The organism is Sorangium sp. So ce1335 (assembly GCF_051521615.1).
Classification (GTDB): domain Bacteria; phylum Myxococcota_A; class Polyangia; order Polyangiales; family Polyangiaceae; genus Sorangium.
Genome location: NZ_CP150363.1, coordinates 3,005,683 through 3,022,574 on the forward strand (window position 1 = coordinate 3,005,683; position 16,892 = coordinate 3,022,574).

Consider the following 16,892-nt stretch of genomic DNA (forward strand, 5'->3'; position numbering starts at 1 on the left):
CCGTCCGTCCTTCGCGGGAGCATCCGCTCGCAGCGCTCGTGCGCGCCGGCGGGCGGCCGGGGGTGATCACGAGGGGCGGTGGGCCTGGGCGCCGAGGAGGCTCCGGGTGAGCGGCCCCCCGACGACGAGGAGCTCGTGCAATGCCTCCTTGAGGTGCTCCTCGCCGACCGCCGTGCCGCACCCCGCGTCGGCCGCGAACAGCGCCGCCCGCCGCAGGAGCTCGCGGATGAACGCCGCGCTCACCCCCTCGGTCCGCGCGATGAGCGGCGCGAGGTCGTCACCCTTGAGCGAGAGGCCGCGCCCGTAGAGCGCGAGCAGCTGCCGCCGGCAGTCGGCGTCCGGCAGCGGGATCTCCAACGCGAGATCGATCCGCCCCGGCCGCGCCGCCAGCGCCGGCTCCAGGGCGTGAGGGCGGTTGGTGGTCAGGAGGAAGATCACGTCGGTGTCCTCCGCGAGGCCGTCCATCTGGTTCAGGAGATCGAAGAGCAGCGGAGAGCGGCAGCTCCCGTCCGGGCTCTCGCGATCCTGGGCGATGATGTCGACGTCCTCGAGCACAACGAGCGAGGGCTGGAGCGACCGCGCCATCATGCACGCCTCCTTGAGGAGCTTCACCCCGAGCCCGGTGAGGAGCAGGGTCGTGCGCTCCCGCATCTGGCCCGCCAGGTACATCGCGGTCAGCGTCTTGCCGGTGCCCGGGGGCCCGTAGAGGAGCAGCCCGCGCTTCAGGTGCCGCCCCGAGGCGAGCAGGGACTCTCTGTGCCGGGAGAAGCCGATGGTCGACCGCTCGAGCCGCGCGAGCAGCGCCTCGGGCAGGATGAGCGCGTCGCGCGCGATCCGCGGGAGGCTCTGGATCTCGATCTTGGTCGTGGCCGGAAAGACGTCCGTGGCCTCGCTCAGGGTGACGACGCGGCTGCGGTAGACGTTGAGCCGGCGCATCAGGACGCGGAGCTCGGCGAGGAGGCGCTGGGCGCGCTCGCTGTCCCTCGCCATCACCTCGACGGTGAGCTGGCTGCGCCGGAACCCGACGTCGCTGGGGCCGCGGACAAGCAGCGCGAAGCGGTCGTCCCCGTGGCCGACGAGGTAGATGCCGCCGGCGACACAGGCGATCACGCGATCCTCGTCGAGGCGGACATTGCGGTACTGCACGGGCCCCTGCGAGGGCGGCGCGCCGCCGACCCCGGGCATCGCCGGCGGCGGCGAGAGGAGATCGGGAAGGCTCACCCCCCGGAACATGTCGCCGCCGGAGACCCCGAGCAGCTCGGAGGTGAACCCGCCGTCGCGGAGGTGGGCCTCGATCGCGAGCTGGAAGTTCGGGTGGTCCGAGACCGGGAACTCCTCGGTGACGATGGGCAGGGCGCGGGGGTCGGCGCCGAAGTGCCCGTGGAGGCGGCCGAGGAAGAACGGCTCCTGCGCGGCCTGGGCCGCCACCATCGCGCCCATCAGGTCCGTGAGGGAAGGGGCGGGGTTCTGGGGCTTATCGTTGTCCATGATGATGTCTCCAGCGTGGAGTCGACACTACCCTACGAGCGGGTGAGCTCGTTCATCGGGATCGACGGCGGGAGCATGACAGCGCGCGACACCATCGCTGCTCGTCGTGTCGGCGGGCGCTCCCCCGCCAGCGGCGCGCTATCGGCAGGTGGATCGACGGGGGTGAGTATACGAAGAGGCCCGGGACGACGCGAGGTGGCGTTCTGGAACGGCAGCGTTCGCGCGATGGAACGTCGAACGTGGCGCAGCGTCATCTCCCCCTCACCGGCGCCGCGCCGGCCGCGGCGGGCGGGAGCCGGCGGCCTCCCGCTTGGCCTCCTGCCCACGGAAGCCCGTGACCGTCTCGATCAGCGCGCGGAGCTTCGGCTGCTCCTGCGTGCGCGCGGGAAAATAGAGGCAGAAGCCAGGTCCCCTCGTGATGAACGCCTCGAGCACGCGCTCGAGTCGTCCCTCGGAGAGGTCGCGCTCGATGGCCTGGTCGGGCACGTACGCGAGGCCCGCCCCCGCGCACGCGAGCGCGACGATGAGCCCGACATCATCGGCGACGATGCCGCCGGGAACGTCGACCGTCATCGTCTTGCCCCGGCGTTCGAGCTCCCAGCGATAGACGACGCCGCTCGCGATGAGGCGCTGGCGGATCGCGCGATGGCGGACGAGGTCCTCCGGCGCGCGCGGTCGCCCCGCCTTCGCGAGGTAGGCCGGCGAGCCGACGATCGACCACGATGAGTGGCTCGTGATCGGGACCCGCACCATGTCCTTCTCGACAGCGTCGCCGAGCCGGATGCCCGCGTCGAAGCCGGACGCCACGAGGTCGACGAAGGCGTCGTCGAGCGAGATCTCGATCGACAGCTCCGGGTACGCCGCCCGCATCTCTGCCACGAGCGGCGCAAGGAGCCACGCGCCGCTCATGCGCGGCGCGGTGATGCGGAGCTTCCCGGAGGGGCGCCCGCGGTAGTCGCCGAGCGCGGCGAGCGCGTCCTCGACGTCGGCGATCGCGGGCTGCAAGCGCTGAAAGAGGCGCTCGCCCGGCTCCGTGAGCGCGACGCGCCTCGTCGTCCGCTGAAACAGCACAACGCCGCACCGTCGCTCGAGGAGCTTGATCTTCTGGCTCACGGCGGTGGGGGTGACGCCGAGCGCGGCGGCGGCGGCGGTGAAGCTCTTGTGGCGGCCCACGGCGAGGAACGTCGTGAGCCCGTCGAGCGCGTCGGTCATGCTCGATTATGAACTCTGAGTTCATGAAGCATCAACCGTTTTGCGTATTTTCTTCATACTCGGGATGCGACATCTTCGGTCGTGCGAGGGGCGCAGCGCCCCGGGCGACGAGGAGGAGATCCCCATGGAAACGAGCAAGAACGAGCGGGTGTGGTTCATCACGGGAGCGTCGCGCGGCATCGGCGCGGAGATCGCGAAGGCGGCGCTCGCCGCCGGCGATCGGGTGGTCGCCACCGCGCGCGATCCGAGGAGCATCACGGACCGCTTCGGGCGGCCCGAGGCGCTCCTCCCCGTCGCGCTCGACGTGACGGACGAGGCGTCGATGGCCGCCGCGGTCGAGGCGGCCATCGCTCGGTTCGGCCGGATTGACGTTCTCGTGAACAACGCCGGCTACGGCGTCGTCGGCGCGGTCGAGGAGACCCAGGGCGACGAGGTGCGGCGCGTCTTCGAGACGAACGTGTTCGGCCTGCTGGCGGTGACGCGCGCCGTGCTCCCGCAGCTCCGGAAGCAGCGCGCCGGCTTGATCCTGAACCTCTCGTCGGTCGGCGGCTACCGGTCGGGAGCCGGGTTCGGTATCTACTGCTCGACGAAGTTCGCCGTCGAGGGGATCTCGGAGGCGCTCCACGCCGAGCTCGCGCCGCTCGGCATCGCGGTCACGGTCCTCGAGCCGGGCTACTTCCGAACAGAGTTCCTGGAGGCGAAGTCCGTCGTCGAGACGGGAAAGGCCATCGCCGATTATGCGGAGACCGCGGGCAAGGTCCGGAGCTACGCGAAGGAGGTCAGCCTCCAGCAGCCCGGCGACCCGGCGCGGCTCGCGCGCGTCGTCGTCGAGCTCGCCCGCGCGAAGAATCCCCCGCTCCGTCTCCCGCTCGGCAGCGACGCCATCGCCGCGATCGAGGCGAAGAACGCGCTCGTCGCACAGGAGCTCGCCGCGTGGCGCGCCGTCTCGGAGTCGACGGACTTTCCGAGATGAAGCGAGCTAGCCCCCAGGAGGCGCGAGCTCGCCTTGCTTGAAGATCGAGAGGGGCACGGCGTTCATCATCGTCTCGTGGCCGGATCACTGCGTGGTCCGCGCGCGAGACCCGCTCGGCGTGAGCGCCCCCACGAGCCCGGTGAGCGCGAAGCCGGAGTCGCCGGGCGGCCGGAGCAGCCCTTGAGCCGGAGGGCGTTCCTTGATATGATCGGAGCGTACGTTTTTGGCGGGGGTGCATGGAATTGCGATGACCAACGTCCCCCTCGATCCCTTCACCTGGCGCCGCGTCGAGCTGCTCCAGCGCATCATCGACAGCCTGCCTGACCCCATCTTTGTCAAGAATCGGGCGCATCGCTGGATCGCCGTCAACGAGGGGTATTGTAAGCTCATCGGGTATCCGCGGGAGGAGCTCATCGGCAAGGACGACACGGGGTTCTGGCCCGCCGAGCAGGTCGAAGTCTTCTGGGAGCACGACGATCTCGTCGTGAACACGGGCGAGCCCGACGAGAACCAGGAGGTGGTCACCGGCGCCGACCGCGTCGAGCGGACGATGTGGACACGCAAGTACCCCATGCGCGACGACGCCGGGCAGGTGGTCGGGCTCTGCGGCATCATCACGGACATCACGAACATGAAGGGCAAGCTCGTCGCGGCCGAGCGGCTCGAGGCTGAGAATCGCGCGCAGCTCGGGATCATCGAGGCGCAGCGCGCGCTGCTCGAGAAGCTCGCGGTGCCGGTCGTGCGCATCTGGAAGGGCGTCTTGCTCCTGCCGCTCGTCGGCGCGCTGAACCAGGAGCGGGCCGCGCAGGTCACCGAGAGCGTCCTCGCCGCGGTAGGCGACGCCTCCGCGCGCTTCGTGATCATCGACGTGACGGGCGTCCCGCTCGTCGACACCATGGCCGCCGAGGCCCTGCTGCGCACCGTGCAAGCCGCGGCATTGCTCGGCTGCGAGAGCGTGCTCGTCGGCATGGGCCCCGCCGCGGCGCAGGCCCTGGTCGGGCTCGACGTCGACCTCGGCCGCATCACGACGCGCGGCAGCCTCGAGCGCGGGCTCGAGTACGCGCTCGGCCGCCTCTCCTACCGGATCGTCGCCGCTCAGCCGGCGTGAAGGATCCGGAAGCGATCGGGGTCCGCCGGATCTCGATCGACGACCTGGACTGGCGGCCAGGCCCACTGCCAGACGCTGATGCCCGGCGCGCGGGAGAACCGGATATGCCCGCGGGTGCCTTCGACGGCGACGCGCGCCCAGGCTCCGGCGGTGCGCGCCCGGTCGGCGCCGTGAGAACGCAGCACATCGGCGAGGACGGCGATCGTGTCGTAGCCCTCGAAGGCGACGAAGGAGGGCGCTTCGGCCAGCCGCTCGCGCAGGGCCGTCTCGACGCGGGCGCCGCGTGGGCCGAGGCGCTCGGGCAGGTAGCGCAAGAACGGGATCGCGGCGCCGTCGCCGCCCAGCGACGTGGCCCATCCGGCGAGCTCCGGTTGCCCGGCCGGAGCACCTATCATGATCTCGGCGAGGCGCTGGTCGCGGCGGACAGCCTTGACGATCGACACCGCCGGCTCCGGGTAGCCGACGAGAAGAAGGAGGGCTGTCGCGCGAGCGTCGACGAGCGCGTCGCACACGGCCGCGGGGGCGAGCGCGCGCATGTCGAGCTCGATGACGGCGCCGCCGCGCGGAGCGAGGTGGTCCCGCAGAACGCGGGCCCCAGACGCCCAGTAGGCGCTCGAGTCGGCGGCCAGGGCGATGCGCCTGTGGCCCGCGCCGAGGAGGAAGTCCGCGTAGATCCGCCAGCCGTGGGACTGCGCCGGGGCGAGGCGCGCGACCCATTCCGTCGGCTGTTCGGTGAGCGCGTCGAGGACCGCTGACGAGCAGAGGAACGGCAGGCCGAGGGCGTCGGCCCTGGCGGCCGCGGCGCGAGCGACGACGCTGTGATACTCCCCCGCCAAGGCGGCCACGCCAAGACGAGCCAGCTCATCGACGGCCGCGGCGGCCCTCTGCGGATCCGCCGCGGTGTCCCGGACCAGGAGCTCGAGTGGTCTTCCGACGATCCCGCCAGCGTCATTGACTTCGCGGACGGCCAGCTCGAGTCCAGCGAGCAAGTGCCGGCCTGCCTCGACCCAGCCGGGCCGAGTCAGCGGAACGAGTGCGCCGATCTGGACGGATGAACCGTCGGTCCGCTCCGCTCCGGGCGGCGGTAGTGGCGTGTTCATGTGCTGGCGTCTTTCGAGCTTCCGTCGTCCGGGCTCGTCTGGCCGCGTCGCGCGCGGCGCTCGTTCCTTCGCGTTCCCTCGCGGCCCGCCGTCAGATCACGCCGAGCGCGAGCATGGCGCGTGCGACCCGCAGGAACCCCGCGACGTTCGCGCCCGCCACATAGTTGCCCGGCACGCCGATCTCCTCCGCCGTCTCGTAGCAGGTGCGGTGGATGTTCGTCATGATCTCGGCGAGCCGCTTCTCGGTGTGCTCGAACGACCACGAGTCGCGGCTCGCGTTCTGCTGCATCTCGAGCGCCGAGGTCGCCACGCCGCCGGCATTCGCCGCCTTGCCGGGGCCGAACGCCACCCCGGACTCGAGGAAGACGCGCACGCCCTCGGGCGTGGTGGGCATGTTCGCGCCCTCGGCGACGGCGCGGCACCCGTTCTTCACGAGCGTCGCCGCGTCGCGCGCGTTCAGCTCGTTCTGCGTCGCGCAGGGGAGGGCGATCTGACACGGCACCTCCCAGACGTTGCCGCCCGGCACGAAGCGCGCGCGCCGGCCGCGCCGCGTCGCGTAATCGCTGATGCGAGCGCGCTCGACCTCCTTCACCTGCTTGAGCAGCGCGAGATCGATGCCGTCGGGGTCGTGCACGTAGCCGCTCGAGTCCGAGCACGCGACGACGTGGGCCCCGAGCTGCTCCAGCTTCTGGATCGCGTAGATCGCGACGTTGCCCGAGCCCGACACCACACCCGTCTTGTCCGAGAGCTTCTCGCCGCGCGCCCGCAGCATGTCGGCGACGAAGTAGACGGCGCCGTAGCCGGTCGCCTCCTTGCGCACCAGCGAGCCGCCCCACGCGAGGCCCTTGCCGGTGAGCACGCCGGACTCGTAGCGGTTCGTGAGGCGCTTGTACTGCCCGAACATGTACCCGAGCTCGCGCTCGCCCACGCCGATGTCGCCCGCCGGCACATCGGTGTACTCGCCGAGGTGGCGGTGGAGCTCGGTCATGAAGCTCTGGCAGAAGCGCATGATCTCGCCGTCGGACTTCCCCTTCGGGTCGAAGTCCGCGCCGCCCTTGCCGCCGCCGATCGGCATCCCGGTGAGCGCGTTCTTGAAGACCTGCTCGAAGCCGAGGAACTTGATGGTCCCGAGGTAGACCGTCGGGTGGAAGCGGATGCCGCCCTTGTAGGGGCCGAGCGCGCTGTTCACCTGCACACGGAAGCCGCGGTTCAGCTGCACCTCGCCGCGGTCGTCGACCCAGGGCACGCGGAAGATCACCTGGCGCTCGGGCTCACAGATGCGCTCGATGATCTTCTGCCGCGTCAGCTCGGGGTGCTTCGAGAGCACCGGGCCGAGGGACTCCAGGACCTCACGGACCGCCTGGTGGAACTCGGATTCGCCGGGGTTGCGGCGAACGATCTGCTCGAAAAGGGGCTCAACTTTCTCGTCCAAATGCACCATGTCGAGGGGGGGTATACACCGGCGCGGCGCTCCGTGCAGGCGTCGTCGCCATCGCACCCGATTGTTCCGAGGTTGCAGCCCGCCCGTCGGGTAGTGTCGGCGCTAAATTGTTGATACGATGTAATTTTCAGGGGGGAAGTCGGACCGCGAAGAGACCTTCTTTCACCTGACGCGTCGTGGCAAGTCACCCTTGGCACCGCACGGCGCCGAGCGGCGCGAAGGCTGTCGCCACGCCCTCCGGTGGTGGGCTCACGGCGCGGGCGGCCTGCGGCGCCACGCGAGCGTGACGGCGATCCCGACGAGCGCGAAGGTCGCCTGGAGCAGGTGGACAAGCACCGAGATGGCGATGGCGGAGCTCGCGGTGAGCCCGAGCAGCGGGGCGGCGAGCGCGAAGGCGCCGTCGGTGGCGCCGATCTGGGCCGGGATGAGGTCGCCGACCGCCGTGCCGGCCGCGCCAACGCCGTACGCGGCGAGCGCGCGCACGGGGCCGCTCTCGGCGCCGACCGCGGCGAGGAGCACGGCGTACTGCGCCGCCTGGAGCGCGCGGCCGGCGACGCAGAAGGCGAAGGGGCGGGCCGGCACGGGCGGGCGCTCGCGGACGGCCTCCTGGAAGGCGGCGGTGGCGTGGCCGAGGCGGGCGAACCGCCGGGCGAGCCAGGCGAAGGCCGCGCGCTGCCGCGCCGCGTACGCGACGCCGAGGCCGCTCGCGACGAGGAGCGCGGCGTGCGCGAGCACGCCGAGGGCGAGCGGGGAGGCGCCGCCGGCGATCCGCCCGATGGCCAGGGCGGCGAGGAACGACAGCGGGCTCGCGGCGACGAGCGCGAGCGACTGGTTGGCGGCCGCGATCGCGGCCGCGCGGGGGGCGCCGACGTGGGGAGAGAGCAGCGCCGCCTTCACGGCCTCGCCGGCGGCGCGGCCGGCCGGCATCAGCGTCATGACGGGGTAGGAGACGACGTGGATGCGAACGAGCTCCGCGGGCGGGACGCTCCGCCGCGGGCAGAGCGCGCCCGTCGCGAGCGTCTCGCAGCCGAGGCGCGCCGCCTCCAGCGCGATGAGCAGCGGCAGGAGCGGGGCGGCGCGCGCCAGCGCGTCGAGCGTCTCGGCCGCGCCGACGTGCCGGATGAGCGCGGTCAGGGCGGCGATGCCGAAGCCCGCGAGCGCCACGTGGAGCAGCGCCCGGCGCCGCGCGCGGCGGGCGGCGGCGCGCCGGGCGGCCGGCGAGGTGGCGATGGCCGGCGGCGCGGCGGCGGGCGGCGCGGCGGCGGGCGGCGCGGCGGCGCTCAGGGCGTGCGCGGCGGCGCTCAGGGCGGCCGGCGGGCCGGGGAAGGGCGCCTCCGCGCCGGCCGTGCGCCCGGCGTCGCCGCCGGGGCATCCCTCTGCCGCTCGGGCCGGAGGTAAGTGAGACATGGGAAGGGCCTGCACTGCGAGGCGCGTGCCGGCGCCGTGTGCGCGCGGCGTGCGCACGCCGCGGCGGGAACTGTTGCGCCGCACACGCGTCGTGGGCGCGCAGCGCGCTCGACGTGAGCGCTCGGTGCGACGTCGCAGGAGCCCCTGTCGGCCTCGTGGCCGTCGGCCTCGGTGGCCTTATGCCGAGAAGCCCGGGGCCCGCGCGCCGCACGAGGGGGAGCGAGCCGGGGGGCGAGACGTCCGTCAGGAGCACGCCTTCTTCGCCCTCTCGGTCGCCTCCTCGGCCGAGATCCATGGGAGACTGCGCTCCATCTCATGGCTTGCTTGCACCGTGAATCGTCGCAGGTTGGGAGATGGGCCTCTGTCAGGCTCGGCGCCGTGGCCGCGGCGCTGCTCGCCGCCTCCGCGGGCAGCCTCGCCGCGTGCGGCTCGGTGCCAGTCGAGCGCGCGCCGGGCGGCGGCGCCGCGAGCGGAGGTGATCCGGGCGGCGGCGCCTCGGACGGCGCCGTCTCGGGCGAAGGCGCGTCGGGCGGCGGGGGCGCGGACTCCGCGCTTGCCGACGTCCCGCCGGCTGCCCCGGAGGTCGTCGCGCAGCGCCTCGCCAGGTTCCTGTGGAACGACGGCGCCGCCGCCGGCGAGATCGCCGCGCGCCTCGGCGCGCCGGTCGAGGCGCAGGCCGCCCGGGACCTCGCGCGCGAGATGCTCCAGGATCCGCGCGCCAGAGGCGGCGTGGGGCGCTTCTTTCAATGGTGGCTGCGCTCGAAGCTGCTCAGGGCGTTCAGCCCGGAGGGCGAGCCCGTCGACGACCCGCTGCTCGCCTCGATGCGCAAGGAGGTCGCGGCCTACGGGAGCGCTGTCGTCCTCGACGAGGACGGCACCCTGGATACGCTGATGTTCGCGCCGTACACGTTCGTCGACGCGCGCCTCGCGGAGCACTACGGGATGACCGGCGTCGAGGGCGACGAGCCCACGCGCGCGCCGTACGGCTCGCCGAACCGGATGGGGCTCTTCACCAGCGCCGCCATCATGCGGACGTTCCGCAGCCCGTATCCCGTCTCCTGGCCCGCGAAGCGTGGCTGGCTCGTCCTCGCTGCGTTCCTCTGCACGGAGCTCCCGGACCAGTCTCCGGGCGAGGAGCCCGTGCTCGGTCGCTCGATCCGCGAGCAGATGATCGAGGCCACCGCCCCGCGCAGCTGCGATGTGTGCCACAGCCAGCTCAACCCGCCCGGGTTCGCCTTTCTCCGGTTCGACAGCATGGGCCGCGAGCTCGCGGACGACGGCGGCGATCCCTTCGACACCTCCGGCTGGATCCCCGGCGTGCCGGGCGAGCCGAGATACGGGGACGTCCGTGAGCTGCTCGAGATAGTGAAGGAGCTCCCGGAGGTCCACGCCTGCATCGCGCAGCTGGCGATGCACTACGCGATCGATCCTCTATCGGCCGCCAGAGACAGCGCCCCGGCGGGGCTCGGGCCGCGCATCGAGGCGCTGGCAGCGGCCTTCGCCAGGTCGGGGCGCAACCTGCGTGAGCTGCTCATCGAGGTGGTCGGGACACCCGAGTTCCTCGGCGAGCCGGAGCTCACGTGGGGATATCCGGATCCGGACCGGCTGCCGTGAGCGCCAGCGGGCACGCCGCCTGAGCGCCGGCAGGCGCGCGCGTGCTGCCCGGGTTGGCGGCAGGCGCGCGCGCGTGATCCCCGGCGCTCATTCCGCGTCGAGCGGGGCCGCGTCGAGCGGGGCCGCGTCGAGCGGGGCCGCGTCGAGCGGGGCGTGGAGGCGGGTGCCCGGCACCACGATGCCCCCGCGGTCGCCCGGGGTCAGCGCGCCGAAGCGCTCGCGGAACACCGGCGGCAGCGGCCGCGCGCCGGGCGGGGCGAGCCAGAGGCGGAGCAGGTGCCGGCGGCGATCCGGCTCGGGCCAGTCCTCGAACGCCGTCCGGTCGTGGAGCAGCGTGTGGTTGTGCACGAGCTGGATGTCGCCCGGGCGGAGCTCCATGGTCATGTGGAGCGCAGGGTCGTTGGCGAGGGCGTCGAACAGGTCGAGCGCCTCGACCTGACGCGCCGTGAGCGGCGGGACGTCGGGAAAGCGGCGCGCCGACTCGATGTACTGGCGCTGGTAGATCGCGGACAGGAGCCCAGCGTGCCAGTTGAACACGGGGATACGGAAATACGGCCTCTCGCCCGCGGGCACCTCGCCCCGGCGATCGGTCTCGATCGGCGCGAACAGCGCCTCGACGAGGTCCGGGCGCGCGCGCCGCATCTCGTTGTACAGCGTGACCGAGCTGACGAGCGCCGAGAGCCCGCCCGCCCGCGCGGTCCGCAGGCAGAGCAGCGCCACGACGTCGCACGAGTCGGTGTGGAACGTCTGCCGCTCGCGCGTCTGGTAGACGCGCACGCTCGGGTCCTGGCTCGACAGGCCGAGGTCCTTCACGTGACCGAGCACGTGCCCGCGCGCGTTCTGCGAGCGCGCGCTCCCGAGGTGGCTGCCGATGCCGAGGAACGCGATCGCGGCCGCGCGGAGGCCGTCGCCGTCGAGGCGGTCGAGCCACGCGCCGCGCAGCCCGCGGAGCAGGGCGAAGCCGCGGCCGCCCTGCACCTCGGCGAGCACGCGGCGGAGGCGCGCGGCGAGCGACGGCAGCGGGAAATCCTCGCTGCGGATCTGCGCCGGGCCCTTGCCCGTCGCGGCGAAGCGGCGGACGGCGGCCTCGACCTCCTCGACCTCCGCGGGCGTGAGGTGCTCGATCCAGCCCTCGCCCTGCGCCATCGCGGGGCCGTACCAGGCCGCGGGGCCCTCGATCCACGGGGGGATGTGCGAGATGTCGAACGTCTGTGCGGCGTCTTCGGAGCTCATCGTCTCGCCTCCGGTCGCGACGCGCGGGGCGTCTCCGCCGGGGGCGCGCGCCGGAGCGCACGTCTATCGCAGGACGGGCCGGGGCGCACGCGCCGCGCGCCCGCGGCGCCGCGCGGTCAGCCCTTCGGCTTGCCGTGCGCGTCCCACTCGGCCCAGAAGCGCTCGAGGCCGAGGTCCTTGAGCGCCCGGTTGAGGAAGCGCCTGTCGGTCCAGGGCTCGACCTCGAAGGTGTTCCTGATCAGGCCGAACTTCTTCGAGTCGGCCACCGCCGCCTTGTAGCGGGCGATGATGTACTCGTCGAGCAGGGGGCTCGCGTTCTGCTTCATGTCCTCGCCCTGCTGCGCTTCCTTGTAGTTCGCGAAGGGCGTGCCCGACTTCGACCAGAGCTGAAAGGCCTGGATGCGGTTCTTCTCGTCGGCGAGCCACGCCGCGGACTTGACCGCGAGCGTGATGATCCGCTGCACGACGTCGGGATGCTCGTTGATGAAGTCCTCCCGCGCGACGATGCCCGTGTTGCTCGGGTAGGTCGGCGAGTCGCCCTTCGTCGTGTAGACGATCTTGGCGATCCCCTGGTCCCGCAGCGAGAGGTAGTCGGTGCCGCCGAACACCGCGTCGACGTCCTTCGTGGCGATCGCCGCCTTGGCCGTGGACGAGTCCATGCTGATGGCGCGGATGTCCCGCTCTGTCAGCCCGTGGCCCTCGAGGATCCGGTTCGCGGAGAGCTGCGTTGCCGTGCCCTTCTGGAAGGCCACCTTCTTGCCGCGCAGGTCCTTGACCCCGTTGATCGGCGAGTCGGAGGGCACGACCAGGTAGGCGTGGCCGCGCCGGTTGGAGCTGCCCAGGAGGCGCGTCTTCAAGCCGCTCGCCCGGCCGACGACCGACGGCAGGTGCCCGTGCGTCCAGATGTCGAGCAGGTTGTTCGCGACGGCCTCGTTGACGGCCGGGCCGGCGCCGCGGAAGAAGTTCCACTTGACCTCGATGCCGTCTTTCTTGAACTCCTCGGCGAGGCTGCCCTGGAGGTGCAGCAAGGAGAAGAAGCTGCCGCCGGTGACGGGGCGATTGCCCACGCCCACGCCGGGCACGCCGACACGGATCACACTCGGCCCAGCAGCGTGGGCTCTGCCCGCGAAGAACGCTCCGGATACGACGGCCGCAGCGCCCCCCAAGAATTGACGTCGTTGCATGGCGCGCTCGCAATGCAGCGGGCGTGCCGCTCTCCCGGAAGCCTCGTATTTCCGGGGGCCGCGCCCCGCGTTGCTGCTCCGGGAGCACCGGATCCGCAGCGCGATGCTGCCGGCGCCGCACGGGCGAGGCGCGCGCCGCTTTGCCGCGTCCCGCCTGGCCAGGCGCCGCGTCGCTCCGGGCGGGCTACCGTCTCGTCGGCGCGGAGGCGGCGCGCGCGGCCGACGCGCGCAGCGCGGCGTCGGCGCTGAACACGGCGAGCCCGGTCCAGATGCAGGCGAAGCTCACGGCCTGCGCGGCCGTGAACGGCTCGCCGTAGACCAGCACGGCGAGCAGGAACTGGCCGGTCGGCGCGAGGTACTGGAGGAAGCCGACGGTGGTCAGCGACAGGCGGCGCGCCGCGTTCGTGAACCAGACGAGCGGCAGCGCGGTGATGATGCCCGTCGCGGCGAGGAGGACGTCGGTGCGAAGGTCCACGCGGCCCATGGCGCCCGCGTCCTGGGCGTGGACGCTGGCCAGGTAGGCCGCGCCGAGCGGGGCGATGAACAGGGTCTCGAGGGTGGAGCCAGGGAGCGCGTCGACCGCGACGACCTTCCGCAGCAGGCCGTAGACGCCGAACGTCCCGGCCAGGGCCAGCGCGATCCAGGGCACGGCGCCCGCGCGCACGGCGAGGTGCGCGACGCCCGCGGCGGCGAGGCCGAGCGCGAGCCACTGCGCCGGGCGCAGCCGCTCGCGCAGGAAGACCATGCCGAGCAGGACGCTGAGCAGCGGGTTGATGAAGTAGCCGAGGCTCGCGTCGAGCACGCGCCCCACCGAGACGGCGTAGATGAAGAGCACCCAGTTCGCCGAGACGAGCGCCCCGGTCGCTGCCATGGCCCCGACGACGCGCCGGTCGCGGAGCGCCGCGACGAGCGCGCGGAGCTGCCCCGTGGCCAGCGTGAGCGCCGCGAACGCGAGCAGGCTCCACACCGTGCGGTGGGCCAGGATCTCGACAGCGCCGACGTGGCGGAGCTGCTTCCAGAAGACGGGGACGACGCCCCAGGCGCTGTACGCCGCGACGCCGTAGACGACGCCGAGGGCGGCCTCCCGGCGGCTGTCGCGAGCGTTGTCGGGCGTGCGCATCAACGGTGGGGGCCCTTCGGTGTGGCGCGACGCTCGCGGCGCGCCGCGGCGCCGCCCGCGCCTGACCGGCGGCGAAGATGTCGAACCTTCCCGGGGTTTTCAAGCTCTTCCTGTGCGCGCCGCCCGTGCGGCGGCTGCGGCCGCGCCGCGCCGCCCGCGCGGCGGCTGCGGCCGCGCCGCGGGCGGCGACACGGGAGGCCGCTCCCGGAAGAGGGGCAGTTCGGACTGGCCCGCTCGCGCGGCCGCCCGACATCCGCCGTGCTCGCGTCCGCCGCCGCGCAGCGCGTGCGCGTCGCTCGATCCCCGCGCCCGCCGGCCCGCCGGGCCGCGCCCGGCGCGCGCGGCGGCGCCGGATCGCGGGCGATCCCGCGCTCGCCGCGCTGGCGCCGGGCGCGCCGCGCGCGCCGAGCTCGCCGCCGCGCCGCGGGATCCGCGTGGCACCCGCGTTGCTGGCGCGGAGCGCGGCGCCGCAGTTTGCGCCGAGCACAGCGAGGTAGGAATGCGAAGTATCTACTCTGTGGCAGCGGTCTGTGCAGCGACGCTCGTCGCGTGCATGGACCATGGGGCCGACGGGACACAGCCGGGAGAGACACCGCCTGACGAAGCGCAGCCCCAGGAGATGGGGTTCGTCACCGTCCAGTGGGCGATCGAGGACAGGACCGAGGCCGACCAGTGCAAAGCCTACGGCGCGCAGGCGGTCGAGCTGGTGCTCATCAACACCGAGAACAACCAGGTCACGCGGCAGGTCGTCCCGTGCCAGCGGTTCGACACGAGCGTGCAGGTCGCCGCGGATGACTACGTCGGGACGATCACGCTGCTCGACGACAACGGCAAGGCCGTCAGCGAGCCGCTCGCGGTCGGGCCGTTCGAGGTCTCCGGGGACGAGCAGACGACGCGCAGGGTCAGCTTCCCCGCCGCCGACCAGCAGCGCGAGTCGCAGCGGGAGCGCGGCACGCACCGCGAGCGTGGCGGCCAGCGCGACCGCGAATCGCAGCGCGACCGCGAATCGCAGCGCGACCGCGACCGCGGACGACGCTAGCGCGCCCGCGGCCCCTGCCGCCCGCGCGCCGCGCGTGCCGCGGGCGAGCCCGAGCGCGCGCCCGCCGCGGCCTCACCAGATGATCGAGCTCGGCCGACACGCCGTCACGCCGGCGAGGGCGCCCGGTCGCCCCGCGCCGCCGCGGCGCCTCGCCCTTCCACCAGCTTCAGGAGCTTCTCCTTCGTTGTCAGCCCCACGTGGCGCGCCACCTCCTTGCCCGCGTCCAGCGCGACGACCGTCGGGAACGCGCGGACGTTGAAGCGGCGGGCGAGCGCCGGGAAGCGGTCGCCGTCGACCGCCACCACCTTCAGGCGCCCCGCGCCCTCCTCGGCCAGCCGGTGCAGGATGGGCGCGAGCGCGCGGCACGGCGGGCACCACGTGGCGGTGAATTCGACGAGGACGGGCACCCCGGCCTCCAGCACCTCGGCGTCGAAGCCAAGCTCGTCGATCTCGTGGACAGGGTTCGTGGACATGGCGCGATCCTCCATGCCTTGCCAGGTCTCGAGATCGGCATCCATTACAGCGCTCGAGCGCTGTAATGTGGGCGAGGCTCGAGACCTGACCTCCGTAGACCATGGACGCCATCAAGGACGCGGACGACATCCTGGGTCACGTGTCGCACCTTGTGCGCTCGGAGCGCTCGGCGCTCGCCGCGCTGGCGCGCGCGGAGGGGGTGACGCCCGAGGATGCGGTCGACTGCGTGCAGGAGGGGCTCTGCACGCTGCTGACGGCGGCGCAGCGGGGCGGGCTCCCGGAGGACGCGGGCGCGTGGGGGGGCGTGCTCGCGGCGATGGTGCGCAACGCCGCGCGCAACCGGCGGCGCCGTCACTTCCGCGCCCGGCCGCACGAGGACGTCGACGCGCACCCGGAGGCCGCGGGGGACGCCCCGGCGACGGACGAGGCGATCGCGCGCGCCGAGGAGCACGTCCGCCTGCGCGCGTGCGTCGAGGAGCTCTGCGAGATCCAGAAGGCCGTCGTGACGCTGCGCATGCTCGAGGAGCAGCCGGGGGAGGACGTGGCGCGGGCGCTCGGCATCTCCGCCGGCCACGTCGCGGTCCTGCTGCACCGCGCGAAGCTCGCGCTGCGGGCCTGCATGACGTCGTGATCGCGCGGCGCCCTGCCCTGCGCGCGCGGCGTCGGGCCCGGGTCTGCTATGTCTCCGGCGAGACGCCATGAGCTCCCCTCCGCATGCCCTGCGCATCCTCGCGCCCGACGAGCCGCCCGCGTTCGAGGTGGTCAACCCCGACGGCCGCTCCAGCGCGGTCCTGCTCTGCGACCACGCCTCCAACGCGGTCCCGCGGAGCCTCCCCGAGCTCTCCCTGCTGGAGGAGGCGCTCCGCGAGCACACCGGCTGGGACATCGGCGCCGCGCGCCTCTCGCGCCGCCTGTCCGCGCTGCTCGACGCGCCGCTCGTGCTCTCCGGCTACTCGCGCCTCGTCATCGACTGCAACCGGCCGCTGGGCGCGCCGAGCTCCATCCCGGTGGTGAGCTGCGGCGTGCCCATCCCCGCCAACGCGATCACCGCCGCGGAGGCCGCGGCGCGGGCCGACGAGTGCTTCTGGCCTTACCACGACGCGATCACCGGGCTGCTCGACGCGCGGCGCGATCGCCGGCAGCCCACGGCGATCCTGAGCGTCCACAGCTTCACGCCGTCGATGCCCGGCCAGGAGCGCCCCTGGCAGGCGGCCGTCCTCTACGGGCGCGACCGGCGGCTCGCCGGGCCGTTCATCGAGGCGCTGCGGCGCGAGCCCGGGCTCTGCGTCGGCGACAACGAGCCGTACCGCGTGAGCGAGGGCGGCGATTACGGGATCCCCGTGCACGGCGAGGCCCGCGGCCTGCCGTGCGTGCTCCTCGAGATCCGCCAGGACGGCCTGCTCAGCGCCGAGGGCGTCGAGGCCTGGGCGCTCCGCCTGGCCGCGATCTACCGGCAGATCGAGGCGAGCGGCCTCCCGGGCGCCGGCGGCGGGTGAGCG

The 16,892-nt window shown here is 73.2% G+C and carries 16 protein-coding genes; 7 read left to right on the plus strand and 9 right to left on the minus strand.

Translation table 11 applies throughout. The annotated features are described in order from the left end of the window. Positions 1 to 66: 66 nt before the first annotated feature. Together WMF24_RS11195 and WMF24_RS11200 are read right to left on the minus strand one after the other, a co-directional pair. Entirely contained in the window at positions 67 to 1,488 is a 1,422-nt protein-coding gene (locus WMF24_RS11195) for an AAA family ATPase (protein ID WP_437736378.1), read from the minus strand. A 261-nt stretch (positions 1,489 to 1,749) separates the two neighbouring features. Next, positions 1,750 to 2,700 (minus strand): LysR substrate-binding domain-containing protein, encoded by a 951-nt coding sequence (locus tag WMF24_RS11200; RefSeq protein WP_437736379.1) that lies wholly within the window; start codon positions 2,698 to 2,700, stop codon positions 1,750 to 1,752. Between the two features lie 124 nt (positions 2,701 to 2,824). Here WMF24_RS11200 and WMF24_RS11205 point away from each other — a divergent pair, with 124 nt between their 5' ends. From WMF24_RS11205 to WMF24_RS11215, 3 genes are all read left to right on the plus strand, one after another. Further along, positions 2,825 to 3,673 carry an oxidoreductase gene (locus tag WMF24_RS11205; RefSeq protein ID WP_437736380.1) on the plus strand — a complete coding sequence of 283 codons (849 nt, stop codon included), beginning with the start codon at positions 2,825 to 2,827 and terminating at the stop codon, positions 3,671 to 3,673. Positions 3,674 to 3,710: 37 nt separating this feature from the next. Beyond that, positions 3,711 to 3,857 carry a hypothetical protein gene (locus WMF24_RS11210; protein ID WP_437736381.1) on the plus strand — a complete coding sequence of 49 codons (147 nt, stop codon included), beginning with the start codon at positions 3,711 to 3,713 and terminating at the stop codon, positions 3,855 to 3,857. A gap of 63 nt (positions 3,858 to 3,920) precedes the next feature. Then, positions 3,921 to 4,781, plus strand: coding sequence for a PAS domain-containing protein (locus WMF24_RS11215; RefSeq protein WP_437736382.1), 861 nt, complete (start codon positions 3,921 to 3,923; stop codon positions 4,779 to 4,781). On the opposite strand, the gene WMF24_RS11220 is transcribed toward WMF24_RS11215, so the two are convergent. The 3 genes from WMF24_RS11220 to WMF24_RS11230 form a co-directional block, all read right to left on the minus strand. Further along, a complete protein-coding gene (locus tag WMF24_RS11220) occupies positions 4,769 to 5,881 on the minus strand; it encodes an ABC transporter substrate-binding protein (RefSeq protein WP_437736383.1) in 1,113 nt (370 codons plus the stop codon). The two genes, WMF24_RS11215 and WMF24_RS11220, sit on opposite strands and share 13 nt — an antisense overlap. Positions 5,882 to 5,972: 91 nt before the next feature. Next, positions 5,973 to 7,322 carry an NADP-specific glutamate dehydrogenase gene (gdhA, locus tag WMF24_RS11225; protein ID WP_437736384.1) on the minus strand — a complete coding sequence of 450 codons (1,350 nt, stop codon included), beginning with the start codon at positions 7,320 to 7,322 and terminating at the stop codon, positions 5,973 to 5,975. A gap of 249 nt (positions 7,323 to 7,571) precedes the next feature. Continuing rightward, positions 7,572 to 8,729 (minus strand): lysylphosphatidylglycerol synthase domain-containing protein, encoded by a 1,158-nt coding sequence (locus tag WMF24_RS11230; protein ID WP_437736385.1) that lies wholly within the window; start codon positions 8,727 to 8,729, stop codon positions 7,572 to 7,574. A gap of 378 nt (positions 8,730 to 9,107) precedes the next feature. Here WMF24_RS11230 and WMF24_RS11235 point away from each other — a divergent pair, with 378 nt between their 5' ends. Then, positions 9,108 to 10,343, plus strand: coding sequence for a DUF1592 domain-containing protein (locus WMF24_RS11235; RefSeq protein ID WP_437736386.1), 1,236 nt, complete (start codon positions 9,108 to 9,110; stop codon positions 10,341 to 10,343). A gap of 87 nt (positions 10,344 to 10,430) precedes the next feature. On the opposite strand, the gene WMF24_RS11240 is transcribed toward WMF24_RS11235, so the two are convergent. From WMF24_RS11240 to rarD, 3 genes are all read right to left on the minus strand, one after another. Next, positions 10,431 to 11,576 (minus strand): TauD/TfdA family dioxygenase, encoded by a 1,146-nt coding sequence (locus tag WMF24_RS11240; protein WP_437736387.1) that lies wholly within the window; start codon positions 11,574 to 11,576, stop codon positions 10,431 to 10,433. A gap of 116 nt (positions 11,577 to 11,692) precedes the next feature. Then, positions 11,693 to 12,673, minus strand: coding sequence for an ABC transporter substrate-binding protein (locus WMF24_RS11245; protein ID WP_437736388.1), 981 nt, complete (start codon positions 12,671 to 12,673; stop codon positions 11,693 to 11,695). 271 nt (positions 12,674 to 12,944) lie between these two features. Then, complete coding sequence (rarD, locus tag WMF24_RS11250; RefSeq protein ID WP_437736389.1) at positions 12,945 to 13,880, minus strand: EamA family transporter RarD; 936 nt, start codon at positions 13,878 to 13,880, stop codon at positions 12,945 to 12,947. A gap of 517 nt (positions 13,881 to 14,397) precedes the next feature. Here rarD and WMF24_RS11255 point away from each other — a divergent pair. Continuing rightward, positions 14,398 to 14,919 carry a hypothetical protein gene (locus WMF24_RS11255; protein WP_437736390.1) on the plus strand — a complete coding sequence of 174 codons (522 nt, stop codon included), beginning with the start codon at positions 14,398 to 14,400 and terminating at the stop codon, positions 14,917 to 14,919. A 104-nt stretch (positions 14,920 to 15,023) separates the two neighbouring features. On the opposite strand, the gene WMF24_RS11260 is transcribed toward WMF24_RS11255, so the two are convergent. Beyond that, positions 15,024 to 15,392: a thioredoxin family protein gene (locus WMF24_RS11260; RefSeq protein ID WP_437736391.1), complete on the minus strand. Its 369-nt coding sequence runs from the start codon at positions 15,390 to 15,392 to the stop codon at positions 15,024 to 15,026. Positions 15,393 to 15,493: 101 nt separating this feature from the next. On the opposite strand from WMF24_RS11260, the gene WMF24_RS11265 reads away from it, so the two are divergent. Both WMF24_RS11265 and WMF24_RS11270 read left to right on the plus strand, forming a co-directional pair. Beyond that, entirely contained in the window at positions 15,494 to 16,024 is a 531-nt protein-coding gene (locus WMF24_RS11265) for an RNA polymerase sigma factor (RefSeq protein WP_437736392.1), read from the plus strand. Positions 16,025 to 16,091: 67 nt separating this feature from the next. Then, entirely contained in the window at positions 16,092 to 16,889 is a 798-nt protein-coding gene (locus WMF24_RS11270) for an N-formylglutamate amidohydrolase (protein ID WP_437736393.1), read from the plus strand. The last annotated feature ends 3 nt before the right edge of the window (positions 16,890 to 16,892 follow it).

Coding starts and splice junctions, on each gene's coding strand:
- WMF24_RS11195 (WP_437736378.1), bottom strand. CDS start 1,488: ATGGACAACGATAAGCCCCAGAACCCCGCCCCTTCCCTCACGGACCTG.
- WMF24_RS11200 (WP_437736379.1), bottom strand. CDS start 2,700: ATGACCGACGCGCTCGACGGGCTCACGACGTTCCTCGCCGTGGGCCGC.
- WMF24_RS11205 (WP_437736380.1), top strand. CDS start 2,825: ATGGAAACGAGCAAGAACGAGCGGGTGTGGTTCATCACGGGAGCGTCG.
- WMF24_RS11215 (WP_437736382.1), top strand. CDS start 3,921: ATGACCAACGTCCCCCTCGATCCCTTCACCTGGCGCCGCGTCGAGCTG.
- WMF24_RS11220 (WP_437736383.1), bottom strand. CDS start 5,881: ATGAACACGCCACTACCGCCGCCCGGAGCGGAGCGGACCGACGGTTCA.
- gdhA (WP_437736384.1), bottom strand. CDS start 7,322: ATGGTGCATTTGGACGAGAAAGTTGAGCCCCTTTTCGAGCAGATCGTT.
- WMF24_RS11230 (WP_437736385.1), bottom strand. CDS start 8,729: ATGTCTCACTTACCTCCGGCCCGAGCGGCAGAGGGATGCCCCGGCGGC.
- WMF24_RS11240 (WP_437736387.1), bottom strand. CDS start 11,576: ATGAGCTCCGAAGACGCCGCACAGACGTTCGACATCTCGCACATCCCC.
- rarD (WP_437736389.1), bottom strand. CDS start 13,880: ATGCGCACGCCCGACAACGCTCGCGACAGCCGCCGGGAGGCCGCCCTC.
- WMF24_RS11260 (WP_437736391.1), bottom strand. CDS start 15,392: ATGTCCACGAACCCTGTCCACGAGATCGACGAGCTTGGCTTCGACGCC.
- WMF24_RS11265 (WP_437736392.1), top strand. CDS start 15,494: ATGGACGCCATCAAGGACGCGGACGACATCCTGGGTCACGTGTCGCAC.
- WMF24_RS11270 (WP_437736393.1), top strand. CDS start 16,092: ATGAGCTCCCCTCCGCATGCCCTGCGCATCCTCGCGCCCGACGAGCCG.